At 67.8% G+C, this 23,132-nt stretch carries 23 protein-coding genes and 1 riboswitch; of the genes, 17 read left to right on the top strand and 6 right to left on the bottom strand.

Features of this window, described 5'->3' with window-relative positions:
• Positions 1-14: 14 nt before the first annotated feature.
• The gene (locus FK527_RS02935) at positions 15-764 is read right to left on the bottom strand and encodes an enoyl-CoA hydratase/isomerase family protein (protein ID WP_144729549.1); all 750 of its coding nucleotides are present in this window, start codon (positions 762-764) and stop codon (positions 15-17) included.
• 37 nt (positions 765-801) lie between these two features.
• Between FK527_RS02935 and FK527_RS02930 the strand changes: the two genes are divergently transcribed.
• The 4 genes from FK527_RS02930 to minE all read left to right on the top strand — a co-directional run bounded on the left by FK527_RS02930 (position 802) and on the right by minE (position 3,726).
• On the top strand, positions 802-1,704 hold the full coding sequence (locus FK527_RS02930) for an ion transporter (RefSeq protein ID WP_144729548.1): 903 nt from the start codon (positions 802-804) through the stop codon (positions 1,702-1,704).
• Between the two features lie 88 nt (positions 1,705-1,792).
• Positions 1,793-2,581, top strand: a complete 789-nt coding sequence (gene minC / locus FK527_RS02925) for a septum site-determining protein MinC (RefSeq protein ID WP_144729546.1) — start codon at positions 1,793-1,795, stop codon at positions 2,579-2,581.
• 59 nt (positions 2,582-2,640) lie between these two features.
• On the top strand, positions 2,641-3,456 hold the full coding sequence (gene minD / locus FK527_RS02920) for a septum site-determining protein MinD (RefSeq protein WP_144729545.1): 816 nt from the start codon (positions 2,641-2,643) through the stop codon (positions 3,454-3,456).
• Positions 3,457-3,459: 3 nt separating this feature from the next.
• On the top strand, positions 3,460-3,726 hold the full coding sequence (gene minE / locus FK527_RS02915) for a cell division topological specificity factor MinE (protein WP_144729543.1): 267 nt from the start codon (positions 3,460-3,462) through the stop codon (positions 3,724-3,726).
• 65 nt (positions 3,727-3,791) lie between these two features.
• On the opposite strand, the gene FK527_RS02910 is transcribed toward minE, so the two are convergent.
• The gene (locus tag FK527_RS02910; protein ID WP_144730007.1) at positions 3,792-4,313 is read right to left on the bottom strand and encodes a flavin reductase family protein; all 522 of its coding nucleotides are present in this window, start codon (positions 4,311-4,313) and stop codon (positions 3,792-3,794) included.
• Between the two features lie 373 nt (positions 4,314-4,686).
• Between FK527_RS02910 and FK527_RS17455 the strand changes: the two genes are divergently transcribed.
• From FK527_RS17455 to FK527_RS02895, 3 genes are all read left to right on the top strand, one after another.
• On the top strand, positions 4,687-5,772 hold the full coding sequence (locus tag FK527_RS17455) for a patatin-like phospholipase family protein (protein WP_144729541.1): 1,086 nt from the start codon (positions 4,687-4,689) through the stop codon (positions 5,770-5,772).
• 159 nt (positions 5,773-5,931) lie between these two features.
• Positions 5,932-6,387 (top strand): PACE efflux transporter, encoded by a 456-nt coding sequence (locus FK527_RS02900; RefSeq protein WP_144729539.1) that lies wholly within the window; start codon positions 5,932-5,934, stop codon positions 6,385-6,387.
• A gap of 51 nt (positions 6,388-6,438) precedes the next feature.
• Positions 6,439-7,650, top strand: a complete 1,212-nt coding sequence (locus tag FK527_RS02895; protein ID WP_144730004.1) for a threonine ammonia-lyase — start codon at positions 6,439-6,441, stop codon at positions 7,648-7,650.
• A gap of 73 nt (positions 7,651-7,723) precedes the next feature.
• Here the strand turns inward: FK527_RS02895 and FK527_RS02890 are convergent, their stop codons facing one another.
• Positions 7,724-8,950 (bottom strand): MFS transporter, encoded by a 1,227-nt coding sequence (locus FK527_RS02890; protein WP_144729537.1) that lies wholly within the window; start codon positions 8,948-8,950, stop codon positions 7,724-7,726.
• A 76-nt stretch (positions 8,951-9,026) separates the two neighbouring features.
• Between FK527_RS02890 and FK527_RS02885 the strand changes: the two genes are divergently transcribed.
• The 3 genes from FK527_RS02885 (at position 9,027) to FK527_RS17680 (ending at position 13,936) form a co-directional block, all read left to right on the top strand.
• The gene (locus FK527_RS02885; protein ID WP_144729534.1) at positions 9,027-9,818 is read left to right on the top strand and encodes an AraC family transcriptional regulator; all 792 of its coding nucleotides are present in this window, start codon (positions 9,027-9,029) and stop codon (positions 9,816-9,818) included.
• 204 nt (positions 9,819-10,022) lie between these two features.
• Positions 10,023-10,103, top strand: a riboswitch (S-adenosyl-L-homocysteine riboswitch).
• Between the two features lie 25 nt (positions 10,104-10,128).
• Entirely contained in the window at positions 10,129-12,942 is a 2,814-nt protein-coding gene (gene metH, locus FK527_RS02880; RefSeq protein WP_144729532.1) for a methionine synthase, read from the top strand.
• Between the two features lie 169 nt (positions 12,943-13,111).
• Complete coding sequence (locus FK527_RS17680; RefSeq protein WP_144729531.1) at positions 13,112-13,936, top strand: glycine zipper 2TM domain-containing protein; 825 nt, start codon at positions 13,112-13,114, stop codon at positions 13,934-13,936.
• Positions 13,937-13,995: 59 nt separating this feature from the next.
• Here the strand turns inward: FK527_RS17680 and FK527_RS02870 are convergent, their stop codons facing one another.
• From FK527_RS02870 to FK527_RS02860, 3 genes are all read right to left on the bottom strand, one after another.
• Complete coding sequence (locus FK527_RS02870) at positions 13,996-14,769, bottom strand: ferredoxin--NADP reductase (RefSeq protein WP_144729529.1); 774 nt, start codon at positions 14,767-14,769, stop codon at positions 13,996-13,998.
• A gap of 296 nt (positions 14,770-15,065) precedes the next feature.
• Positions 15,066-16,247, bottom strand: a complete 1,182-nt coding sequence (gene dprA, locus FK527_RS02865; RefSeq protein WP_144729527.1) for a DNA-processing protein DprA — start codon at positions 16,245-16,247, stop codon at positions 15,066-15,068.
• A gap of 51 nt (positions 16,248-16,298) precedes the next feature.
• A complete protein-coding gene (locus FK527_RS02860; RefSeq protein WP_144729525.1) occupies positions 16,299-17,525 on the bottom strand; it encodes a LysM peptidoglycan-binding domain-containing protein in 1,227 nt (408 codons plus the stop codon).
• Between the two features lie 179 nt (positions 17,526-17,704).
• Between FK527_RS02860 and def the strand changes: the two genes are divergently transcribed.
• The 7 genes from def to pyrF all read left to right on the top strand — a co-directional run bounded on the left by def (position 17,705) and on the right by pyrF (position 23,109).
• On the top strand, positions 17,705-18,217 hold the full coding sequence (gene def / locus FK527_RS02855; RefSeq protein ID WP_144729523.1) for a peptide deformylase: 513 nt from the start codon (positions 17,705-17,707) through the stop codon (positions 18,215-18,217).
• Positions 18,214-18,735: a hypothetical protein gene (locus FK527_RS02850; RefSeq protein ID WP_246072647.1), complete on the top strand. Its 522-nt coding sequence runs from the start codon at positions 18,214-18,216 to the stop codon at positions 18,733-18,735. The genes def and FK527_RS02850 overlap by 4 nt, the downstream gene beginning before the upstream one ends.
• 19 nt (positions 18,736-18,754) lie before the next feature.
• Positions 18,755-19,732, top strand: a complete 978-nt coding sequence (gene fmt / locus FK527_RS02845; protein WP_144729521.1) for a methionyl-tRNA formyltransferase — start codon at positions 18,755-18,757, stop codon at positions 19,730-19,732.
• Positions 19,733-19,742: 10 nt separating this feature from the next.
• Positions 19,743-20,630 (top strand): AzlC family ABC transporter permease, encoded by an 888-nt coding sequence (locus tag FK527_RS02840; protein WP_144729519.1) that lies wholly within the window; start codon positions 19,743-19,745, stop codon positions 20,628-20,630.
• The gene (locus FK527_RS02835) at positions 20,627-20,962 is read left to right on the top strand and encodes an AzlD domain-containing protein (RefSeq protein ID WP_144729517.1); all 336 of its coding nucleotides are present in this window, start codon (positions 20,627-20,629) and stop codon (positions 20,960-20,962) included. The genes FK527_RS02840 and FK527_RS02835 overlap by 4 nt, the downstream gene beginning before the upstream one ends.
• A gap of 73 nt (positions 20,963-21,035) precedes the next feature.
• Entirely contained in the window at positions 21,036-22,244 is a 1,209-nt protein-coding gene (locus FK527_RS02830; protein WP_144729514.1) for a phosphoglycerate kinase, read from the top strand.
• Positions 22,245-22,272: 28 nt separating this feature from the next.
• Positions 22,273-23,109, top strand: coding sequence for an orotidine-5'-phosphate decarboxylase (gene pyrF / locus FK527_RS02825; protein WP_144729512.1), 837 nt, complete (start codon positions 22,273-22,275; stop codon positions 23,107-23,109).
• The last annotated feature ends 23 nt before the right edge of the window (positions 23,110-23,132 follow it).

Raw genomic sequence — 23,132 nt, 5'->3', positions numbered from 1 at the left:
AGAAAAAAGTCGGCTCAGCGCCCCTGAAAGACCGGCGCACGCTTTTCCTGCCAGGCCAGACCGCCTTCTCGCAGGTCTTGCGAGGCTGCGCTGCGCTGCACTTCGCGCGCGATGCTCTCGGCGTCGGCATGGCCGCGGGCGATCTGGTTCAGGTGCTTTTTCATGCCCAGCAAGGCAATCGGCGCCATGGCCGCGAGTGTCTGCACGAGGGCGCGCACGGTTTCGGCAGGGTCGGGGCCTTCGACCAGGTGCGTGAGGTAGCCGCAGGCATGCATCGCGCGCGCGTCGAGCTTTTCGGCGCACAGGAACAGGCGCTTGGCCATGTCGACACCCAGCCGGCTGACGTAGCGCTCCAGACCGCTTTGGTAAAAGTGCAGGCCCAGGCGCGCGGCCGGAATGAACATCTCCGCGGCACTGGTGCCCACGCGAAAATCACAGGCCAGCGCCATGTCGGTGGCGCCGCCATAGACGCCGCCCTGGATCGCGGCGATGGTGACAGCGCGGCAATCTTCGAGCGCATCGACCATCTCGCCGAAAGCGCTGCCCTTGTTCTGGCTCTGCGCGACCTGGCCGATGTCGTAGCCGCTGCAAAAATGTTTGCCTTCGGACTGCAGCACCAGCACCAGCACACCGGGCGTCTGGTTGACGGTGGCGACGTGGCGGATGAGTTCGGGCAGGTCCTCGGGCGTGAGCTTGTTGGCCACGCGCGGGCGGCGCAGGGTGATGGTGGCGATGGCACCATCGACGTGAAGCAGCGGAAGCATGGGACAAGGAGTGGTCGAAGTGGAGCGGAAGCGAAAAATGTATCAAAAACGGGGCACCCAGGCAGCGCCGCCACGCCCTGTCGCTGCGGGCCGCCCCCTGCAGGGCTGGCGCCAGCGGCTTTACACCATCATTTTCGAGTCGGACACGCGCGCCGGGCGCTGGTTCGACCAGGGCCTGATCGTGGCGATCCTGCTCAGCGTGGCCGTGGTCATGGCCGACAGCGTGCCCGCGCTGCACCAGCGCCTGGGCGGCGTCTTCACCTTGGCGGAGTGGGGTTTCACGCTGCTGTTCACGCTCGAATACCTGCTGCGCCTGGCCTGCGTGCCGCACCCGTGGCGCTACGCCACCAGCTTTTTTGGCATCGTCGACCTGCTCGCGCTGCTGCCCACCTATCTGGCGCTGCTACTGCCCGAAGCGCATGTGCTGATCGACGTGCGCGTGCTGCGCCTGTTGCGCGTGTTTCGCGTGTTCAAGCTCACGGCCTACATGACCGAGTACCGCGGTCTGGCGCTGGCCTTGCACGCCAGCCGACGCAAGATCACGGTGTTCATTACCGGCGTGCTCATGGTGGTGCTGGTTCTGGGCACACTGATGTACGTGGTCGAGGGGCCGGCGCACGGCTTCACCACCATTCCCACCTCTGTGTATTGGGCCATCACCACGATGACCACCGTGGGCTTTGGCGACATCACGCCCAAGACGGACCTGGGCCGCTTCATTTCGTCGGTGATGATGCTGCTGGGCTGGGGCACCCTGGCTGTACCCACGGGCATCGTGACGGCCGAGATGGCAGCGCAGCGCCAAGCCTCGCTGGGCATCGCGCCCACCCCCGTCACCACCCGCACCTGCCCCGAATGCTTGAGCGAAGGGCATTTGCCCGAGGCGCGCTTTTGCATGCACTGCGGGGCGCCGCTGCCGCCCTGGACGCACGACGTCTGAGGTACCCACGCGCACATTACACTTGCCGGCTCTGCTGCGCCTGTGCTTTTTGGGTGCACAGTGCTTTTCCTCGACACAGCACCACCCCATGTCCATGGACTCCCCGGGCGCGACCCGCACCAGCTTTGAACTCAAAAGCGCCTCGCTGCCCCTGGTGGCGGTGCTGCTCAAAACGGCCGATCTGGCACAGGTGGCGGCCGAGCTCACCGCGCGCCTGGCCGCCGATCCCGGTTTTTTCGACAACGACCCGGTGCTGATCGACCTGGCCGCGCTGCGTGAGAGCGACGCGGCCGTGGACTTTGCCGCGCTCGGCGCCCTGCTGCGCCAGCACCGCACGCAACCCGTGGCCGTGCGCGGCGGCAGCCTGGCGCAGATGGCGGCGGCGCACGCTGCGGGCTTGGTGGCCGCGCCCGACGCGAGCGCCGCCCGCGAACGCGGCGCGAGCGCCGTAGCGCCCGCCTCGGCCGCGCCGCAGACCAGCGTGCGCGAGGTCGAGGTAGTGCGCGAGGTGGTACGCGAGGTCGTGCGCGAAGTGCCCGTGCCCGGCGCTGCCGCCGTGGTGATCGACAAGCCGCTGCGCTCGGGCCAGCAGGTCTATGCGCGCGGCGCCGACCTCGTGGTGCTGTCGGTGGTGAGCTTTGGCGCCGAGGTGATCGCCGACGGCAACGTGCATGTCTATGCGCCGCTGCGCGGGCGCGCCATCGCGGGCGCGCGCGGCAACACCGAAGCGCGCATCTTCAGCACCTGCATGGAGCCGCAGCTTGTGTCGATTGCCGGCATCTACCGCACCACCGAAACGGCCCTGCCCGCGCAAGTGCTGGGCAAGCCCGCGCAGGTGCGCCTCGAAGGCGAAAAGCTGCTCATCGAGCCGCTTTGATTACCATTCACGGATCTGACACTCATTCACCTTCTCATCCCTCAGGGACTTTGCAACACATGGCCAAAATCGTCGTCGTGACCTCCGGCAAAGGTGGCGTGGGCAAAACCACCACCAGTGCCAGCTTTGCCTCGGGCCTCGCGCTGCGCGGCCACAAGACCGCAGTGATCGACTTCGACGTCGGCCTGCGCAACCTCGACCTCATCATGGGCTGCGAGCGCCGCGTGGTCTATGACCTGATCAACGTGATCCACGGCGAGGCCAACCTGAACCAGGCGCTGATCAAGGACAAGCAGTGCGACAACCTGTTCATCCTCGCCGCGAGCCAGACGCGCGACAAGGACGCGCTCACGCTCGAAGGCGTCGAAAAAGTGCTCAAAGATCTGGCCGACATGGGCTTTGCATACATCGTCTGCGACTCGCCCGCGGGCATAGAAACCGGTGCCCTCATGGCCATGCACTTTGCCGACGAGGCGCTGCTCGTGACCAACCCCGAAGTCTCCTCGGTGCGCGACTCCGACCGCATCCTGGGCATGCTGGGCAGCAAAACCCGCCGCGCCATCGAAAGCGCCGAGCCCGTCAAGGAGCACCTGCTCATCACGCGCTACAACCCCAGCCGCGTGCAGGACGGGCAGATGCTCTCGCTCGAAGACATCCAGGACATCCTGCGCATCCCGCTGATCGGCGTGATCCCCGAGTCCGAGTCCGTGCTGCAGGCGTCCAACCAGGGCGTCCCGGCGATCCACCTGCAAGGCACGGACGTGGCCGAGGCGTACAAAGACGTGGTCGCGCGCTTTCTCGGCGAAGACAAACCGCTGCGCTTCGTCGAAGCCGAAAAACCCGGCTTCTTCAAACGCCTGTTCGGGGGTCGCTGAGCCATGGCCTCTTTCCTGTCCTTTTTGCTCGGCGAGAAAAAGAAGACGGCCACCGTCGCCAAGGAGCGCCTGCAGATCATCCTCGCGCACGAGCGCAGCGGCCGCAACGCCGGCCAGCCCGACTACCTGCCCGCGCTGCAGCGCGAACTGATGGCCGTCATCTCCAAATACGTGGCCATTGACCCGAACGACATCAAAGTCCACCTCGAACGCCAGGACAACCTCGAAGTGCTCGAAGTGAAGATCGAGCTGCCCGACGCCGGGCGCTGAAGCGCACACATTTTTCAGCTATTGAGCCCACCCAGTTTGCGTGAAAAGCTCTTTTTATAAGAGCGTTACAGCGGATGCTCGGTGTAAAAGCGCCCGCCGTGGTACAGCAGCGGCGGCGTGCCGGGGCGGTGTGCGCAATGCTCGACTTCGCCGACGAAGATGGTGTGGTCGCCCTCGACATACTGGCTGCGGTTGAAGCATTCGAACACCGCCGCCGCGCCCGCAATGATGGGCGCACCGGCCACGCCCGGCGCGTGCTGCACGCCCGCCCAGCGATCGACGCCGCGCTGCGCAAAGCGTTCGGCCAGGTCGCGCTGGTCGGCCGCGAGCACATGGATCGCGTAGTGCGAGCCGGCCATGAAGGCCGGCAGCACCGAGGCCGCATGCGCCAGACTCCAGAGCACCAGCGGCGGCGCCAGCGACACCGAGTTGAACGAGCTCGCCGTCAACCCGACCAGCTCACCCCCGGCCCCGCGCGCCGTGACAATGGTCACGCCCGTGGCGAACATGCCCAGCGCCGCACGGAATTCGCGCGACGAAAACGCAGGCGCACGGGCCTGCATGGGGCGGGGCAGCAGCTGGGACACGGTCATCGCAATCGGGGGGCGGGAAAATCGGCGCCATTATGGGCAGGGTGAATATGCCTTGTTCGGCTGGGGGTGTTGGCGAGGCGGCTGGCGAGGCAATTGGGTCGCGGGTGGGTTCCGGTTTTGATATCCCGGCATGAAAGACACCCGTCATTGCGAGCCCCGTGGGGGCGCGGCAATCCAGCCCCGGCTTTGCAAGGGGTGCAGGCCTCGCATCGAAGGCCGTATGGATTGCCGCGGGCCTGACGGCCCTCGCAATGACGGGGCATATATCGCGCATATCGGGAAATTCCGCCTCATGGACAACCGTGATGAACGCAAAGTCTGCGCCAAACTACGGGCCTGTCTTCGCACACTTCAACTTCAAAAAACCATGCCGTCACCCTCACCCACCACCCCTGCCCTTGCAACCCAGCCGCGCGTCGGCGTGGCGCTGGGCAGTGGCTCGGCGCGCGGGCTGGCACACATCGGCGTGCTGCGCGCGCTGCAGGAGGCCGGCATCAATGTGCACTGCGTCGCGGGCACGAGCATGGGCGCGGTGGTCGGCGCAGTGTATGCGTCGGGCAAGATCGAGCGCATGGCCGAGCGGCTGGCCAACCTCGACTGGGCGGGCATCGTCGCGCTGCTGGACCCGGTGTTTCCGCGCTCGGGGCTGATCGACGGCCAGCGCGTGGCCGAGTTCGTGCGCGCGCACGTGCCCGGCGCGCTGATCGAAGACCTGGCGCTGCCCTTTGCCGCCGTGGCCACCGACTGGGAGACCGGCGCCGAGGTGGTGGCGCGCAGCGGTGAGCTGACCGAGGCCGTACGCGCGAGCATCGCCGTGCCCGGCATCGTCACACCGGTGCGCAGCAACGGCCGCCTGCTCGTCGATGGCGGCCTGGTCAACCCCGTGCCCGTGAGCGTGGCGCGCGCGCTGGGGGCCGAGGTGGTGATCGCGGTGGACCTGAACCACGACATCGTGAGCGGCCGGCGCAACCGCGTGGCGGTGAAGGGCCAGGGTGCGAACGGCAATGGCGCAGCCAGAGGTGGTATCGCAGACGGCAACGGCGCCGAGGGCAACAGCGCAACCACAAACGGCCTGAGCGACGCACAAGGCAAGGAGCGCGGCAAAACCAACGGCGGTGCGCTCACGCCCATACTCACGCGCCTGCTCGAGAGCCTGCGCGCCAAGGAAAGCCCCATGTTCGCGCAGATCAGCGCCTGGCTGCGCCGCACGCCGCAAGAGCCGCTGCCCGGCATCTTCGAGGTGCTGCTGGGCTCGCTCTACATCATGCAGGCGCGCATCACCGAGGCCAGCTTGCAGCAAGACCCGCCCGAGATCCTGATCCAGCCGCCGCTGGGCGCGGTGCGCTTCATGGAGTTCGACCGCGTCGAGGAGATCATCGCCATTGGCTGGCGCAGCGCGCGCGAGCAGCTCGCCGCACAGTGGCCCGCCGTGGCGGCGCGGGCGCGGGGATAGCTATTGTATATGTAGCAAAAATCGGGTAATGTTTTAGCCTTCTAGCGCTCTATCAATAAGCACAAGCAGCTCCTCTAAAACGAGCGAAAACCTCCTAATGCTGGCGCTCATTGCCGTCCCGCGCATGGCGTGCATCGGCAAGGGTTACAGTCTCGCCCCATGCCACATCCACCTACGGCGCCGCTGCTGTGCTCCTTGCAAGGCCCTTGGCGGCGCGTGATTTTCGTCGCCGCGTACGAGGCCATCGCGATCGCCGTCTCGGCGCTGGGCTTCATGTGGGCCACCGGGCAGAACGCGGTGCATTCGGGTGTGATCTCGGTCGTGTGCTCGGTGATCGCGATCGTGTGGAATGTGCTCTTCAACACGCTGTTCGAGCGCTGGGAGCGCCGCCAGCGCGTGCGCGGGCGCAGCCTGGCGCGGCGCGTGGCGCACGCCATCGGCTTCGAGGCCGGGCTGTCGCTGGTGCTGGTGCCGCTGCTCGCCTGGTGGTTTGGCGTGAGCCTGTGGCAGGCGCTGGCGATGGACTTTGGGTTGCTGCTGTTTTTTCTGGTCTATACCTTCGTCTTCACCTGGGTGTTCGACCACCTGTTCGGCCTGCCAGCCGCGGCGCGCTGAGGCCGCTCGCTGCGCCCACACCGCCCATGGCGCCGGCCTACCATGCGCACCATGCTTACCCTGCACGACATCCAACGAGCCGCCGAACGCCTGCGCGGCCAGGTGCTCGAGACTCCCTGCGTCGAGTCGCGCACGCTCAGCGAAGTCTGCGGCGCGCAGGTGTTCCTGAAGTTCGAAAACCTGCAGTTCACCGCCTCGTTCAAGGAGCGCGGCGCCTACAACAAGCTCGCCCAGCTCACCCCCGCGGAGCGTGCGCGCGGCGTCATCGCGATGAGCGCGGGCAACCACGCGCAGGGCGTGGCCTTCCATGCGCAGCGGCTGGGCATTCGGGCGGTGATCGTCATGCCGCGCTTCACACCCGGCGTAAAGGTGGCGCGCACGCGCAGCTTCGGTGCCGAGGTGGTGCTGCACGGCGACACGCTGGACGCCGCACGCGCGCACGCGCAGGCGCTCGCGGCCGCGCAGCAGCTGGTGTTCGTGCACCCCTACGACGACGAGGCCATCATGGCCGGCCAGGGCACGCTGGCGCTCGAAATGCTCGCCCAGCAGCCCACCATCGACACGCTGGTCGTGCCCGTGGGCGGCGGTGGGCTCATCGGCGGCGTGGCCACCGCGGCCAAGGCGCTGCGCCCCGACGTGCAAGTGCTGGGCGTGCAGACCATGCGCTTTCCGGGCGTGTTCAACGCCCTCACGGGCAGCGCCCTGCCGCAGGGCGACAGCACCATCGCCGAGGGCATCGCCGTGAGCGGCCCCGGCGCGCATTGCCTCGCGGCCATCCGCGCGCATGTGGACGAGGTGCTGCTCGTCGATGAGGGCGACGTGGAGCAGGCCATCGTCATGCTGCTCGAAATCGAAAAAACCCTGGCCGAAGGCGCAGGCGCGGCGGCCCTGGGCGCGCTGCTGCGCCAGCGGGCGCGCTTTGCCGGGCGCAAAGTGGGGCTGGTGCTCTCGGGCGGCAACATCGACCCACTGCTGCTCGCGGCCATCATCGGGCGCGGCATGGTGCGCAGCGGGCGGCTCGTGCGCCTCGTGGTCAGCACGCGCGACGTGCCCGGCTCACTCGCGCGCATCACCGCCCTGGTGGCCGAGGCCGGCGCCAACGTGCAGGAAATCCACCACCAGCGCGCCTTCACGCCGCTCGCAGGGCAATACGTGGACATCGAGCTCGTGCTGCAAACGCGCGATCGTGCGCACGTGCAGGAGCTGCTGCAGCGCCTGCGCGCGCAGGCGCTGAACGCCAAGCTGCTGGACGCCGGCGTTTGAGCGCACGTCAGTTTCGAAAAATGGATTGAGCCTTTGTTGGTAGAGCGCTGCAAGCTATCGAATCAGGAATTTTTCAGGTGGGCTTCCTGGCGCCGCCCACCTTGGGCAGCAGCGCCGCCACGATGCCCAGCAGCGGCAGGTAGGCCGCCACCTGATAGACATACTCGATGCTGGTGTGGTCGGCCAGTACGCCCAGCACGGCCGCGCCCAGGCCGCCCATGCCGAAGGCGAAGCCGAAAAACAGGCCCGACACCATGCCCACCTTGCCGGGAATCAGCTCCTGCGCGTACACCAAAATGGCCGAAAAGGCCGATGAAAGCACCAGGCCGATGAGCACCGTGAGCGCCACCGTCCACGGCAGGTTGGCATGCGGCAGCAGCAGCGCGAAGGGCGCCACGCCCAGGATGGAGAACCAGATCACCGGCTTGCGGCCGATGCGGTCGCCCAGCGGGCCGCCGATCAGCGTGCCCAGCGCCGAGGCGAGCAGGAACGCGAACAGCAGCAGCTGCGCATTCTGTACCGACACGCCGAAGTGGTGCATCAGGTAAAAGGTGTAGTAGCTCGACAGACTGGCGATGTAGAAATACTTGGAGAAGATCAGCACCAGCAGCACCGCGACCGCGCCCAGCACCTGCGCGCGGCTCAGGCCCTTGCCCGCCACAGCGCGCGGCGCTGCCGGGGCCGCGCGGTGCTGGTGCGCGTACCAGCGGCTGACGCGCGCGAGCAGCCCAATGCCCACCAACGCCGCCAGCGCAAACCAGGCCGCGCTGCGCTGGCCAAAAGGCACGATCACCGCCGCCGCCAGCAGCGGCCCCAGCGCGCTGCCGGTGTTGCCGCCCACCTGAAACAGCGACTGCGCCAGCCCGTGCCGCCCGCCCGAGGCCATGCGCGCCACGCGCGAGGATTCCGGGTGAAAAATCGACGAGCCGGTGCCCACCAGCGCCGCCGCCAGCAGCACCGTGGAGAACTGGCCCGCAAACGCCAGCAACAGCAGCCCGCTCAAGGTAAAGCACATGCCCACTGGCAGTGAATAGGGGGTGCTGCGCTGGTCGGTGTACCAACCGACCAGCGGCTGAAACAGCGACGCCGTGACCTGGTAGGTGAGCGTGATCAGCCCGATCTGGCCGAAGCTGAGGTTGAAATTGCCCTGCAGCACAGGGTACATGGCCAGAATCAGCGACTGCATCATGTCGTTGAGCAGGTGCGACGCGCTGATGGCGCCCAGAATGCCGAAGGCCACGCCAGGCCGGGCGGCTGGCATCGGCGCTGCCGTTTCGTGGGAGGAGAGTGCGGTAGTCATGGGCGCCCATCCTAGGGTTAGCATGCGTGTCTTGCTTGCGCTATTAGGGAAGCTATCTTTCTGAAAAGGACACACCATGCCACCGCCCTCCGCCCCGCTGTTCGGCACGCCCTCGCTGGCCGAGATCGATGGCAGCCGCCTGCCGGTCACCACGCGCGCCACCGACTACCCGGCCGGCAGCAGCACGGGCGACCACCAGCATCCGCACCACCACCAGCTGATTCACGCGGTGCACGGCGTGATGGTGGTGCTGGCGCAGGGCGGCCAGTGGATCGTGCCGCCCACGCGCGCCATCTGGATGCCAGCCGGCACGGTGCACCAGGTGCGCAGCATCGGCGCGCTGCGCATGCGCAGCCTGTACGTGCGGCCCGACGCCGCGCCCGGCCTGGCCACGCAGGCGCAGGTGGTGGGCATCTCGCCGCTGCTGCGCGAACTCATTCAGGCGGCCGTTGCGGTTCCCGTGCCCTACACCGCCGATTCGCGCGACGGGCGCCTGATGCGCCTGCTGCTCGACGAGCTGCACGCCCTGCCGGTGCTGCCCATGCACCTGCCCAACCCGAGCGACGCGCGGCTCAAACGCATTTGCGCCCAGCTGGAGCGCCGGCCCGACGACCCATCGACGCTCGACGATTGGGCACGCCGGCTGGGGGTGAACGCCAAGACTCTGCAGCGCCTGTTTCAGCGCGACACCGGCATGAGCTTTGGCCGCTGGCGCCAGCAGGCGCGCCTGTTGCAAGCGCTGGAGCGGCTGGCCCAGGGGCAGAAGGTGATCGACGTCGCGCTGGCCCTGGGCTACGACAGCCCCGGCGCCTTTGCCACCATGTTCAAGCGCCAGTTCGGGCAGTCGCCGAGCGCCTTCTTTCGCTGAATTTTGCGCCGCTGCGCGCCTTCACAGGTGCCGGCGCATGGCGGGCGACGCAAAGGCGCAATGTAGAGGGATTTTGGGTGTTTTTGGCCATTTGCCAAGGAACATAAAGCGCAAGCAGCTCTTTCCTCAATAGCAATCGACGGCCCAGCAAAGCCCCCAGCTCCTACCAGGAGCGCCCACGCGCCCCCGTAAAATCGCCCCCTTGCCGCCAAGGAGCGTTGCAGCCGGCCCGCAGCCGGTCAGGCTTGGCGGGCTTTCCCTTTTGCCCAACGACGCTCACCTGCATTGGCTTTTTCAGGTGAGTCTTTTCATGACGCAAGCTTCCCCTCCTCCACTGCGGCTCTCGGGCCTCGAGCCGCTGGTCATCGGCCCCGATACCTTGTTCGTCAACATCGGCGAGCGCACCAACGTCACCGGCTCCAAGGCGTTTGCGCGTTTGATCCTGAACGGCCAGTTCGAAGAGGCGCTGGCCGTGGCACGCCAACAAGTCGAAAACGGCGCGCAGATCATCGACGTGAACATGGACGAAGCCATGCTCGACAGCGAGGCCGCGATGGTGCGCTTTTTGCGCTGCATTGCCTCCGAGCCCGACATCGCGCGCGTGCCCATCATGATCGACAGCTCCAAGTGGAGCGTGATCGAAGCGGGCCTGCGCTGCGTGCAGGGCAAGGGCATCGTCAATTCGATCAGTCTCAAGGAAGGCGTGGCCGAGTTCCAACGCCAGGCGCGCCTCGTGCGGCGCTACGGCGCGGCGGCGGTGGTGATGGCCTTCGACGAGCAGGGCCAGGCGGACAGCTTTCAGCGCAAGATCGAGATTTGCGAGCGCGCCTACCGCATCCTCGTCGATGAGGTCGGCTTTGCGCCCGAGGACATCATCTTCGACCCCAACATCTTCGCCGTGGCCACGGGCATCGAGGAGCACGCGAACTACGCGGTGGACTTCATCGAAGCCACGCGCTGGATCAAGCGGCACCTGCCGGGCGCCAAGGTGTCGGGCGGGGTGAGCAACGTGAGTTTCAGCTTCCGCGGCAACGATCCGGTGCGCGAGGCGATCCACACGGTGTTTCTCTACCACGCCATCCGCGCGGGCATGGACTTAGGAATAGTCAACGCGGGCATGATAGGCGTCTATGACGAGCTCGACCACGAGCTGCGCGCGCGCGTCGAGGACGTGATCCTGAACCGCCGCCCCGACGCGGCCGAGCGCCTGATCGAGGTCGCCGAAAGCGCCAAGGGCGCCGCGCGCGACGACAGCAAAAAGCTCGCCTGGCGCGAAGGCACGGTGCAAGAGCGCCTCACGCACGCGCTGGTGCATGGCGTGACCGAGTTCATCACCGAAGACACCGAACAAGCCTACCGCGAGGTGCTCGCGCGCGGCGGGCGCGCGCTGCACGTGATCGAAGGGCCGCTGATGGACGGCATGAACGTGGTCGGCGACCTGTTCGGTGCAGGCAAGATGTTCTTGCCGCAGGTGGTCAAGAGCGCGCGCGTCATGAAGCAGGCCGTGGCGCATCTGCTGCCCTACATCGAGGCCGAAAAAGCCGCGCAGGCCGAGGCCGGCGTCGCCGTGCAGAGCAAAGGCAAGATCGTCATCGCCACCGTGAAGGGCGACGTGCACGACATCGGCAAGAACATCGTCACCGTGGTCTTGCAGTGCAACAACTTCGAGGTCGTGAACATGGGCGTGATGGTGCCTTGCCACGACATCCTGGCCAAGGCCAAGGAGGTGGGCGCCGACATCGTGGGCCTGTCGGGCCTGATCACCCCCAGCCTCGAAGAAATGCAGCACGTGGCGGCCGAGATGCAAAAGGACGCGTACTTCCGCGAGCGCCAGATTCCGCTGCTGATCGGCGGCGCCACCACCAGCCGCGTGCACACCGCGGTGAAAATCGCGCCGCACTACGACGGCCCCGTGGTCTATGTGCCCGACGCCTCGCGCAGCGTGGGCGTGGCGCAGGGCTTGCTGGGCCAGCAGCGCGCGCAGTTCCTCGCTGACTTGCGCGCCGACTACGACAAAGTGCGCGCGCTGCACGCAAACAAAAAGCAAACCCCGCTGTGGCCGCTGGCCAAGGCGCGTGCGAACAAAACGCCCATCGCCTGGGCCGACTACCAGCCGCCCGTGCCGCACTTCATCGGCCGGCGCGTGTTCCGCAACATTGCGCTCGCCGACCTGGTGCCCTACATCGACTGGACGCCGTTCTTCCAGACCTGGGACCTGGCGGGCAAATACCCGGCGATCCTGCACGACGAGGTCGTGGGCGCCGAGGCGCAGCGCGTGTTTGCCGACGCGCAGGCCATGCTCCAAAAGATCGTCGCTGGCCGCTGGCTCACGGCCAACGCGGTGGTCGGCTTTTGGCCCGCGAACCGCGTGGGCGACGACGACATCGCGCTCTATGCCGACGAGGCGCGGCAAACGCCCGTGCTCGTGTGGCACGGCCTGCGCCAGCAGACCGAAAAGCAGCCCGGCCCCGACGGCCAGATGCGCCCCAGCCGCTGCCTGGCGGACTTCGTGGCGCCTCGTGAAGTGATGCAGAATGCTCTTGAATCAAGAGCTGCTAGCGCAGGCGCAACAAGCGCCAGCGGCCAAAATGATGCTCAAATCGACAGCCGGGCGCCGCTGCGCGACTACCTGGGCGCGTTTGCCGTCACCGCGGGCCTGGGCGTGGACGTGAAAGAGGCCGAATTTCTGGGCCAGCACGACGACTACAGCGCCATCATGCTCAAGGCGCTGGCCGACCGCCTGGCCGAAGCCTGCGCCGAATGGCTGCACGCGCGCGTGCGCCGCGAGCTCTGGGGCTACGCTGCCGACGAAGCGCTGAGCGTGGAGCAACTCATCGCCGAGCAATACCGCGGCATCCGCCCTGCGCCCGGCTACCCGGCCTGCCCCGACCACAGCATCAAGCGCGGCCTGTTCGAGCTGCTGCAGGCGCACGACATCGGCATGCACCTGACCGACAGCCTGGCCATGACGCCAGCGGCGAGCGTGAGCGGCTTTTACTTCAGCCACCCCGAAAGCCGTTACTTCAACGTCGGCAGGATAGGTCCAGACCAGCTGCAAGACCTGGCGCAGCGCCGCGGCATGGACTTGGGCGAGTTGCAGCGCCTGCTGGCGCCGAATTTGTAGCCTTGTCGTCGCTTGCCAGTGCGCGCAGGGTAAGCTGGGTTTCAACCCAGCCTACTTTGTCCGTATTTGTCACTGCATTTACAAACAGGCCAAACCTGCGCCCCTTGTAATCGTTAAGCTTGACTCCAAACCCCAGTTGGTCTTGTTTCATGCGAGAGGAGAAAAGCCCATGAACACGTTTTCTTCCACGGCCGATGCGCAGCAGCCTGCTGCGCCGGCCCCATCATCGACCCTCAAATGGCTGTGGGGTGCGGTAGGTGCGCTCACGCTGGCCGTGCTTGCGCTGGGCGGCACGCTGATCGCACAGCAGCACAAGGCCGCCTCACAAGAACAAGAGCAGCAAGCCGAGGTCGCGGCGCGCACGCCGGAATCCGAAGTCATAGAAGAAAAAGCGCCCCAGACGCAGAATCAACCGGCGCAGCAAGCTCCTGGAACGATAGCAGCACAAACTGCCGCAGGTGCCGCGCCGGCGGCGACCAACGCGCCGCTCCATGCGCCCGCGCCGGCACGGCCCGCGCGCCCGCATGCGGTCGCGCCGCGTGCAGGCACTACCGCCACCACCACTGCACCGGCTGCGGCGCCCCAGCCGGTGGCGCAGGCGCCACAGCCCGTGCCCCCTGTCGCGCCCGTGTGCGCGGTCTGCGGCCGCGTCGAGTCGGTGCGGGCCATCCAGAAGTCTGCACCTACCAGCGGCGTCGGTGCCGTGGCGGGCGGCGTGCTCGGCGGGGTGCTGGGCAACCAGGTGGGCGGCGGCACGGGGCGCGCGCTCGCCACCGTGGCCGGCGCCGTAGGGGGCGGCTACCTGGGCAACACCATAGAAAAACGCAGCCGCACCGAGACGGTCTATGAAGTGCACGTGCGCATGGACGACGGCTCGGTGCGCTACTTCCAGCGCGCCCAGTCCGTACCCGTAGGCGCGCCCGTGGTGCTCGAAGGCCGGGGCTTTCGCCTCGTCGGCAACGAGCCCGCGCCGGCGCCGCAGTACCCGCAGTAGGAGCCCTTCGGACTGGGGAACCGCGAGCGCGTAGGGGCTGCCATGCGCCGCGCGGCGTGTCACTTGTCCACGAAGGCGCGCTCGACCACGAAGTCGCCGGGCGTCGTGGTGCTGCCTTCCTTGAAGCCCCGCGCTTCGAGAATGGTTTTGAGCGAGGCCAGCATGGCCGGGCTGCCGCAGAGCATGGCGCGGTCCACCTGCGGGTCCAGCGGCGGCACGCCGAGGTCGGCAAACAGCTTGCCGCTGTCGATCAGGTCGTTGATACGGCCCTGGTTTACAAAGGGCTCGCGCGTCACTGTGGGGTAGTAGCGCAGCTGCGCACGCACCATCTCCCCGAGGATTTCATGCTGCGGCAGCTCCTGCGTGAGGTACTCGTGGTAGGCCAGCTCGGACACCAGACGCACGCCGTGCACGAGCACCACCTCGGCAAACTTTTCGTAGGTGGCCGGGTCGCGGATGATGCTCATGAACGGCGCCAGCCCCGTGCCCGTAGAGAACAGGTACAGGCGCCTGGCCGGCAGCAGGTAGTCTATGAGCAGCGTGCCCGTGGGCTTTTTGCCCACGATGATGCTGTCGCCCACCTGGATGTGCTGCAGGCGCGAGGTCAGCGGGCCGTCGGGCACCTTGATGCTCAAAAACTCCAGATGCTCTTCGTAATTCGGGCTCACGATGCTGTAGGCGCGCAGCAGCGGCTTGCCCTCGACGAGCAGGCCGATCATCGTGAAGTGGCCGTTGGAAAACCGCAGCGCCGGATCGCGCGTGGTGGTAAAGCTGAACAATCGGTCGGTCCAGTGGTGGACGCTGAGCACGCGCTCTTCGTGAAATGCACTCATGGTGTGTTTGCGGTGAGGAAAAGTCGTTTTGCCGAGGAAAACACCACCGGTGGCCGTCGGCGGAAAGCCCCGCATTGTCCAACAAAGCCGGATGGCCCCCTTGTGAACTCCCGGCCGGCACCGTCCGTGCCTGCTCAGAGGCTGAGAGTTTTTTGGCCGCGGCCGAAAGGCGCATCAAAACGCCACCGATAGCGGCGCAAAGCGCAGCCATAGCTCGGGCTATGGCGCGCATTTGCAACGACGCGCGGGGGTGTTTGGGTGTGCAAGGCGGCCATGGACGAAAGACTCTCAGCTTTTCAGGCGCGCCCTGTGCGCTGAAACAGCCCGCCGGGCAGGCGCGCCACGCTGCCCGCGAGTTCGAGCTCGAGCAATTGCACCTGCAGCGTGGCCGCATCGAGGCCGGTGCGCGCAAGCAGCGCATCCAAGCCTATGGGGTCGAAACCCAGCGCCTGCAGCAAGGGGCTTTCGGGCGTCTCGGCAGGCGCGGGCGCATCGGGGGCCCGCTGCTCCTGGGCTGGCGCCGCCGCGGGGGCGGGCAGACGCAGCTCCTCGAGCACGTCCTGCGCACTTTCGACGAGCTTGGCGCCCTGGCGTATGAGCGCATGACAGCCGCGCGACTGCGGTGCGTGGATGGAGCCGGGGATCGCGAACACCTCGCGCCCCTGCTCGGCCGCGAGCCGCGCCGTGATGAGCGAGCCCGAGGCCGGCGCGGCCTCGACGACCAATGTGCCCCGCGACAAGCCCGCGATGATGCGGTTGCGCTGCGGAAAGTTGGGCGCGAGCGGGGGCGTGCCCAGCGGGTATTCGCTCACGATCAGGCCCTGCGCTGCGATGCGCCGGGCCAGCTCGAGGTTGCGGCGCGGATAGACGCGGTCCAGCCCCGTGCCGACGACGGCGATCGTGGCGGGCCATGCACGCGCTGGCGCCTCTGCTGCGGCGCTCTCCAAGGCACCCTCGTGCGCCGCCGCGTCTATGCCCAGCGCCAGGCCCGAGACGATGCACAGGCCCGCCGCGTGCAGCGCGCGGGCGAATTGGCGCGCGTTTTCGGTGCCTTGCGCCGTGGGGTTGCGGCTGCCCACCATGGCCAGGCAGCGGCCCTGGGCGAACGGGTCGCCCTGCAGCACTTCGGCAGGCCCGAGCGCATACAGCAGCAGCGGCGGGTCCTCGGTGTCGAGCAGCGCGCGCGGATATGCCGCGTCGGCCAGGCTCAGCAGCGCATGCGCCGGCCCTTGTGCTGGCCCAGCGTCCTCTGCGTGCAGCCAGGCCCAGGTGCGTGCGCACAAGTCCTCGAAGCCTTCGGGCAGGGTGTGCAGCGCGCGCGCCTGCGCCGGGCTCACGCAGCGCTCGAGCATCTGCACCGATTGTGCGAACACCGCCTGCGGCAGGCCGAAGGCCGCAAGCAACTTGCGCGCCGCAGTGCGCCCCACGCCCGGCGTCACGCTCAGGCGCAGCCAGGCGGCGAGTTCTTCGCGCTCCATGCCGACGCAGGGTGGCTGGCGATGTCTGGGGTGCTGGCGGTGGACACCGCTTTATTGCGGATTGGTCAGCTTGTCGCCCATGCGCACGGGCGTGTGGATTTCGACAATGAGCGCGTAGGACACGCGCTCGAAGGTGCGAAACACCACGGCCAGACCGTTGCGCTCGCTGGGCAGTTGCACCATGGGCCGGTCGGGGTCGGCCTTGTCCACGATGCGCGCGCCCTTGCTCAGGATGGCTAGCACCTGGCCGGCTTCCATGCCGTCGCGTGTGCCACGGTTGAGCGAAATCACCTGGCTTTGCGCGGCATTGGCGAGCGCGGCGCTGCCATAGACCGACACCACCCGCGCATCCACAGGCAGCTGCGGTGCGCGCGGGATGAAGTTGAGGAATTCGCGCGGCGGCGCGGGCAGCAGGCGGTCGCCGGCGCGCACCTCTTCTTTCGTCAGCCCAAGCTGCAGGGTGGCGGGGATGGGGTCGGCGGCAGGCGCCTGCTCGGTGCCGGCCGAGCCCGGGGTTTCACTGCGCAGCAACTCGGCCTTGCCGAGGTAATGCGCCTCGTAGCCCAGAATTTCGCCGGTTTCCGGGTCTTTGAGCGCTTTGGCGTCACGGTAGATGCGGAAATAGCGCGGTTTGTCGGGCCCGAGCTGCATGGGCGCATCGGCCGGGCCGCGCGCATAGATACGCTGGCCCTCGGCCATGAGCACACGATCCTCGGTGGTGGCGACGATGTGCGGGGCGTTTGCCAGCGCCTCTTCATCGACGATCAAGGGCTCTTCGAGGAAGGGCTCTATCACTTTCGGGTCCAGCGTGGGCAGGGCCGAGTCGGCAAGGCTGTCGGTGCGCACGCGCGGCGTCACGCGCACGGTTTCTGGCTCGCCCGCGGGGCTGGTGGCGAGGCGCGCATAGCCGCCATCCTTGAGCAGGTACAGCGTCTGGCCCGGATAAATCAGGTGCGGGTTGCGGATGGATTGCAGATTCATGCCCCAGAGCTCGGGCCAGCGCCAGGGCCGCTGGAGGTACATGCCCGAGATATGCCACAAGGTGTCGCCGCGCTTGACCACGTATTTGTCGGGCGCGTTGGGCGCCAGCTCAGACAGGGGCACGCCGCGCTGCGCCACCTGCTGCGCCGTGGCGCGCTGACCGCTGGTGACGGGGTATTTCTGCGCCTGCGCCTTGGGCGCATACAAGGCGGCCGCCAAGGCGACGCCCGTTGCCGCGGCAAGCACCGCGGCCCTCCCCCAGCCAGCACATTGCATGCGCATCGATGCCACCATCATGGGATTCCTTTGTTCGATGAAGATCACCCGGAATTCTCTGTGCAAGCCCTCGCCGGGGCAATGATTATTGCGCCTGGGCGCCGCAAGAGCGCTTGAAAGTAGCGAAAATAGCGACATTTTTCGCGCACAGGCACCGCCCGCCGCGCCGCTTTTGCTATTTATTTTCCCTGCCCAGAGCCATGGCCGTCCTTCCGATTCTTTGCTACCCAGACCCCCGCCTGCGCACCGTCGCGCGCCCGGTGGCGAGCGTGGATGCGCGCGTCCAGGCGCTGGTTGCCGACATGCTCGAGACCATGTATGACGCCAAGGGCATAGGCCTTGCGGCGACGCAGATCGACGTGCATGAGCGCGTGGTGGTGATCGACGTGTCGCAGGAGCGCAACCAGCCCATGGCGCTGATCAACCCCGAGATCCTCTGGGCCAGCGAGGAAAGGCAAGAGGGCGAGGAAGGCTGCCTCTCGGTGCCCGGCATTTACGACGGCGTGGCGCGAGCGCGCGCGGTGCGCGTGCGCGCGCTCGACGCGCAGGGGCAGGAGCAAGTCATCGAGGCCGAGGGGCTGCTGGCCGTGTGCATACAGCACGAGCTCGACCACCTGCTGGGCAAGGTGTTCGTCGAATACCTCTCGCCACTCAAGCGCAACCGCATCAAGACCAAGCTGCTCAAACAGCAGCGCGAGGAGGCCCGCGCATGAAATCCTGCTCGATGGCACATTCTGGCGGGCCGGCGCTGCGCCGCGCCGCGGCCAGCCTGGCGCTGCTGCTGCTCGCCGCCTGCGCCTCGCCCGACTGGGAAAAGCCCGGCGCGCTGCGCGAAGACGTGCTCGCGCGCCTGGGCGCGCCGCGCAGCACGCAGAGCCTGCCCGACGGCGGTCAGCGCCTGCTGTATTCGACCTTGCCCGCGGGCTACCAGGTGTTCCACCTCGACTTCGACGCGAGCGGGCGCCTCGTGCGCACCACGCAGGTGCTCACGCAGCAGCGCTTTGAATCCATCCCCGTCAACCAATGGAGCGCGCGCGACGTCGAGGCCAGCTTCGGCCCGCCGATCCGGCTCGAGCAGGTCGCGCGCTTCGACGGCGACATCTGGACGTACCACTTCATCGACGACCTGGGCACGCGCCGCTTCGCCTACGTCCACATAGACCGCGCGGGCGTGGTGCGCCGGGTGATGTTTGCCGACGAATTCTCGGGCGGCAGAGAGCACGACTTCTGACCGCCCCAAAGCACCGCGCATGAACATCGTCTTTGCCGGCACCCCCGAATTCGCAAGTGTGGCGCTGGCGCAGCTGCTGGCAGCGGGTTTTCGCGTGCCGCTGGTGCTCACGCAGCCCGACCGGCCCGCGGGGCGCGGCATGCAGCTGCAGGCCTCGGCGGTCAAGCAGTTGGCGCAAGCCCATGACATCCCTGTGGCGCAGCCGCGCAGCCTGCGTCTGGACGGCAAATACCCGCAAGACGCCGAAGCCGCGCGTGCTGCGCTGCAGGACGCCCGGCCCGACGCGATGGTGGTGGCAGCCTACGGCCTGATCCTGCCGCAATGGGTGCTCGATCTGCCGCGGCTCGGGTGCCTGAACATCCACGCGAGCCTGCTGCCGCGCTGGCGCGGCGCCGCGCCCATACACCGCGCCATCGAGGCGGGCGACGCCGAGACCGGCGTGACCATCATGCAAATGGACGCGGGCCTGGACACCGGCCCCATGCTGCTCACCGAGGCCACGCCCATCCTGGCGCACGACACCACGGGCACGCTGCACGATCGGCTTGCCGCGCTCGGCGCGCGCCTGATCGTGCAGGCGCTGCAGTTGGCTGAAGCAGGGCAGCTGCAGCCCCGGCCGCAGCCTGAACAAGGGGGGTGCTACGCACCCAAGATCGACAAGGCCGAGAGCCTGATCGACTGGGCGCAGCCCGCAGCGGTCATCGAGCGTCGTATCCGCGCCTTCGACCCCTTCCCAGGCGCAAGCACCACGCTTGGCGGCACCGTGCTCAAGCTCTGGAGCTCTGAAATCATGAGCTACCAGCGCCCGTCAGATGTGCCTTGCGGCCAGATTTTGTCTATAGACGACGCGGGCATCACGGTGGCCTGCGGCACGGATGCGCTGCGCCTCACGCTGCTGCAGCGCACGGGCGGCAAGCGCCTGGCGGCGGCCGAGTTCTTGCGCGGCTTTGCGCTGCAGCCCGGACAGGTGCTCGGCACTGCGTCCACAGTGGCATGAGCGCAAGCGCATGAGCAGCGGACGCGAGCACGCGCACGGCGACGGGGTGCGCACCCCGCAGTCGCTGCGCGCCCTTGCGCGCGAGCCCGAGTTTCGCCTCGCCGCCAAGGACATGCTCGCCACCGCGCTGGGCATCAGCGCCTGGGGGCTGGTCACGGGTGTGGCCATGGTCAAGAGTGGCATGCCGGTGTCCATGGCCATCGTGATGTCGCTGTTCGTCTATGCGGGCAGCGCGCAGCTCGCGGTGCTGCCGCTGCTGGCCACGGGCGCGCCGCTGTGGGTGGTCTGGCTCACGGCGACCTGCGTGAACCTGCGCTTCGTCATCTTCAGCAACCTCTGGCGTAGTTATTTCGTGCACCGCCCTTTGCTGCAGCGGCTGACCATAGGCTACTTCAGCGGCGACGCGATCTTCGTTTTTTTCATGCAGCGCTACCCCGAGCCGCGCCCCGCGCCAGGGCAGCTCGCATATTTCTGGGGCGCGTCGCTGCTCAACTGGCTGGCTTGGCAGGTGCCATCGATCGCGGGCATCGTGCTCGCCAACGCCATCCCGCTGTCGTGGGGGCTGGGTTTTGCCGGCGTGCTGGCGCTGCTGGGCGTGCTGCTGTCCATGCTGGTCGATCGCCCGGCATGGATCGCGACCGTGGTTTCTGCCGCGGCGGCGATCGCGGCGTTTACGCTGCCGCTCAAGCTCAACATCCTGGTCGCCATCGCTGCCGCCGTCGCGGCCGGGCTGCTGGCCGAGGCGGCTGAGCGGCGCCTGCGCAAGCCTGCCGTGGCGCTGCGCGCGGCGGGTTCGAGCGTGGTGACGGGCGCGAGCACGTCGCGGACCGCTGCACCGCCCGCCCAAGGCGCACCCGCCGCGTCCACCAACGCCCAGCCCACGGAGCGCACGCCATGAACATGGGCTGGGGCGAATACCTGCTGGCCGTGCTGGGCCTGACCGCGATCACCGTGGTGACGCGCTCCTTTTTCATGCTCTCGCAGCGCGAGATGCCGCTGCCAGAATGGTTCAAACGCGGCCTCAAGTACGCACCGCTCGCGGCGCTCACGGCGGTGATCGCGCCCGAGCTTTTCATGAGCAACGGCCACCTCATCGCCACACTGCGCGACGCACGCCTGCCCGCGCTGCTGTGCGCGGGCGGCTACTACTTCTGGCGCCGCGGCATCCTGGGCACCATCGTCGTGGGCATGCTGGTGTATCTGCCGCTGCACATCGGCCTGGGGTGGTGACAGCGTAAAGTGGACAAAGCGGCACATGCTCCTAGAATCAGCCGCTGTCCACCTTCCGCAAGCCCCTTTTCTCATGAACATTCTTCGCTTTTCCGACCTGTGCGCACAGGGACTCGTGCGCGGCAAGCGCGTCTTCATCCGCAGTGACCTCAACGTGCCGCAGGACGACGCCGGCCGCATCACCGAGGACACGCGCATCCGCGCCTCCGTGCCCTGCATCCAGCTCGCGCTCGACGCGGGCGCGGCCGTGATGGTCACGAGCCACCTGGGCCGACCGACCGAGGGCCAGTTCAAGCCCGAAGACTCGCTCGCGCCCGTGGCCGAGCGCCTTTCCGAACTACTCGGGCGCAAGGTGGCGCTGCGGCGCGACTGGGTCGATGGCGTGCAGGTCGCGCCCGGTGAGGTCGTGCTGCTCGAAAACTGCCGCCTGAACGTCGGCGAGAAGAAAAACGACCCCGCGCTCGCACGCAAGCTCGCGGCGCTGTGCGACATCTACGTGAACGACGCCTTCGGCACCGCGCACCGCGCCGAGGCCACCACCTACGGCATCGCGCAGTACGCGCCCATCGCCTGCGCGGGGCCGCTGCTTGCGGCCGAGATCGACGCCATCACGCGCGCGCTCGCCCAGCCCAAGCGCCCGCTCGTGGCCATCGTCGCGGGCTCCAAGGTTTCGACCAAGCTCACCATCCTGCAAAGCCTGGCGCAGAAGGTGGACCAGCTCATCGTGGGCGGCGGCATCGCCAACACCTTCATGCTCGCCGCGGGCCTGCCCATAGGCAAGAGCCTGGCCGAGCCCGACCTCGTAGGCGAGGCCAAGGCCGTGCTGGCGGCCATGCGCGCGCGCGGCGCCGAGGTGCCGATCCCGACCGACGTGGTCACGGCCAAGGTCTTTGCCGCCGACGCGCCGGCCAGCGTGAAGCCGGCCACGGCCGTCGAAGCCGACGACCTGATCCTCGACATCGGCCCCGAGACCGCAGCGCGCCTGGCCGCGCAGCTCAAGGCCGCGGGCACCATCGTGTGGAACGGCCCCGTGGGCGTGTTCGAGTTCCCGGCGTTCGAGAATGGCACGCGCACCATCGCCCAGGCGATTGCCGCCTCGCCCGCGTTCAGCATCGCCGGCGGCGGTGACACGCTGGCCGCGATCGCCAAATACGGCATCGAAAAGCAGATCGGCTACATCTCCACGGGCGGCGGCGCGTTTCTCGAGGTGCTCGAGGGCAAGACGCTGCCGGCATTCGAAATCCTCGAAAAACGCGCGGCCGAGGGGCTCGTACCTGCGTAACCCTGAAGTCACTGCAAAGAGGCACGCCATGGACTTTCTCGAGCTGCTGCGTACGGCCACGGCGCAAAACGACTCCATGCTCTGCGTGGGGCTGGACCCCGACCCCGAGCGCTTTCCGGGCGCCTGGCGCGGCGACGTGCGCAAGATGTACGATTTTTGCGCCGCCATCGTGGACAGCACCGCCGACCTGGTGTGCGCGTTCAAGCCCCAGATTGCCTACTTTGCCGCGCACGGCGCGGAAGAGCAGCTCGAACGCCTGCTGCAGCACATCCGCTGCCATGCGCCGCAGGTGCCGGTGATCCTGGACGCCAAGCGCGGCGACATCGGCGCCACCGCCGAGCAGTACGCCAAAGAGGCGTTCGAGCGCTACGGCGCCGACGCCGTCACGCTCTCGCCCTTCATGGGCTTCGACTCGGTCGCGCCCTACCTCGACTACCCCGGCAAAGGCGCTTTTTTGCTCTGCCGCACGTCCAACCCCGGCGGCGACGACCTGCAAAACCAGCGCCTCGCGAGCGTGCCCGGCGCGCCGCTGCTGTACGAGCACATAGCGCGCCTGGCGCAAGGGCCGTGGAACCGCAACGGCCAGCTCGGCCTCGTGGTGGGCGCGACCTACCCGGCCGAGATCGAGCGCGTGCGCGCGCTCGCGCCCACGCTGCCGCTGCTGATCCCCGGCGTGGGCGCACAGGGCGGCGACGCCGCGGCCACGGTGCGCGCCGGGCTGCGCGCCGAGGGGCCGATCATCGTGAACTCATCGCGCGCCATCCTCTACGCCTCGGCCAAGGAGGACTTCGCCGCAGCCGCGCGCGCCGCGGCCCTGCACACGCGCGACGCACTCAACGCGGCGCGTGCAGATGCTTCACAATAAATAGCTGCTTGTGCTTGCTGCAC

It is taken from the genome of Extensimonas perlucida (assembly GCF_007655255.1).
GTDB lineage: Bacteria > Pseudomonadota > Gammaproteobacteria > Burkholderiales > Burkholderiaceae_C > Extensimonas > Extensimonas perlucida.
This window is presented reverse-complemented; position numbering and strand designations above follow the sequence as displayed.

Excerpts from the sequence above, each read along its gene's own strand:
- FK527_RS02890 (WP_144729537.1), bottom strand. The coding sequence starts at position 8,950 with ATGACTACCGCACTCTCCTCCCACGAAACGGCAGCGCCGATGCCAGCC.
- FK527_RS02930 (WP_144729548.1), top strand. The coding sequence starts at position 802 with ATGTATCAAAAACGGGGCACCCAGGCAGCGCCGCCACGCCCTGTCGCT.
- pyrF (WP_144729512.1), top strand. The coding sequence starts at position 22,273 with ATGGACTTTCTCGAGCTGCTGCGTACGGCCACGGCGCAAAACGACTCC.
- FK527_RS02860 (WP_144729525.1), bottom strand. The coding sequence starts at position 17,525 with ATGATGGTGGCATCGATGCGCATGCAATGTGCTGGCTGGGGGAGGGCC.
- FK527_RS02850 (WP_246072647.1), top strand. The coding sequence starts at position 18,214 with ATGAAATCCTGCTCGATGGCACATTCTGGCGGGCCGGCGCTGCGCCGC.
- FK527_RS02885 (WP_144729534.1), top strand. The coding sequence starts at position 9,027 with ATGCCACCGCCCTCCGCCCCGCTGTTCGGCACGCCCTCGCTGGCCGAG.
- FK527_RS02835 (WP_144729517.1), top strand. The coding sequence starts at position 20,627 with ATGAACATGGGCTGGGGCGAATACCTGCTGGCCGTGCTGGGCCTGACC.
- FK527_RS17680 (WP_144729531.1), top strand. The coding sequence starts at position 13,112 with ATGAACACGTTTTCTTCCACGGCCGATGCGCAGCAGCCTGCTGCGCCG.
- FK527_RS02900 (WP_144729539.1), top strand. The coding sequence starts at position 5,932 with ATGCCACATCCACCTACGGCGCCGCTGCTGTGCTCCTTGCAAGGCCCT.
- FK527_RS02935 (WP_144729549.1), bottom strand. The coding sequence starts at position 764 with ATGCTTCCGCTGCTTCACGTCGATGGTGCCATCGCCACCATCACCCTG.
- FK527_RS02895 (WP_144730004.1), top strand. The coding sequence starts at position 6,439 with ATGCTTACCCTGCACGACATCCAACGAGCCGCCGAACGCCTGCGCGGC.
- metH (WP_144729532.1), top strand. The coding sequence starts at position 10,129 with ATGACGCAAGCTTCCCCTCCTCCACTGCGGCTCTCGGGCCTCGAGCCG.
- FK527_RS17455 (WP_144729541.1), top strand. The coding sequence starts at position 4,687 with ATGCCGTCACCCTCACCCACCACCCCTGCCCTTGCAACCCAGCCGCGC.
- FK527_RS02870 (WP_144729529.1), bottom strand. The coding sequence starts at position 14,769 with ATGAGTGCATTTCACGAAGAGCGCGTGCTCAGCGTCCACCACTGGACC.
- minE (WP_144729543.1), top strand. The coding sequence starts at position 3,460 with ATGGCCTCTTTCCTGTCCTTTTTGCTCGGCGAGAAAAAGAAGACGGCC.
- FK527_RS02840 (WP_144729519.1), top strand. The coding sequence starts at position 19,743 with ATGAGCAGCGGACGCGAGCACGCGCACGGCGACGGGGTGCGCACCCCG.
- def (WP_144729523.1), top strand. The coding sequence starts at position 17,705 with ATGGCCGTCCTTCCGATTCTTTGCTACCCAGACCCCCGCCTGCGCACC.
- minC (WP_144729546.1), top strand. The coding sequence starts at position 1,793 with ATGTCCATGGACTCCCCGGGCGCGACCCGCACCAGCTTTGAACTCAAA.
- minD (WP_144729545.1), top strand. The coding sequence starts at position 2,641 with ATGGCCAAAATCGTCGTCGTGACCTCCGGCAAAGGTGGCGTGGGCAAA.
- dprA (WP_144729527.1), bottom strand. The coding sequence starts at position 16,247 with ATGGAGCGCGAAGAACTCGCCGCCTGGCTGCGCCTGAGCGTGACGCCG.
- fmt (WP_144729521.1), top strand. The coding sequence starts at position 18,755 with ATGAACATCGTCTTTGCCGGCACCCCCGAATTCGCAAGTGTGGCGCTG.
- FK527_RS02830 (WP_144729514.1), top strand. The coding sequence starts at position 21,036 with ATGAACATTCTTCGCTTTTCCGACCTGTGCGCACAGGGACTCGTGCGC.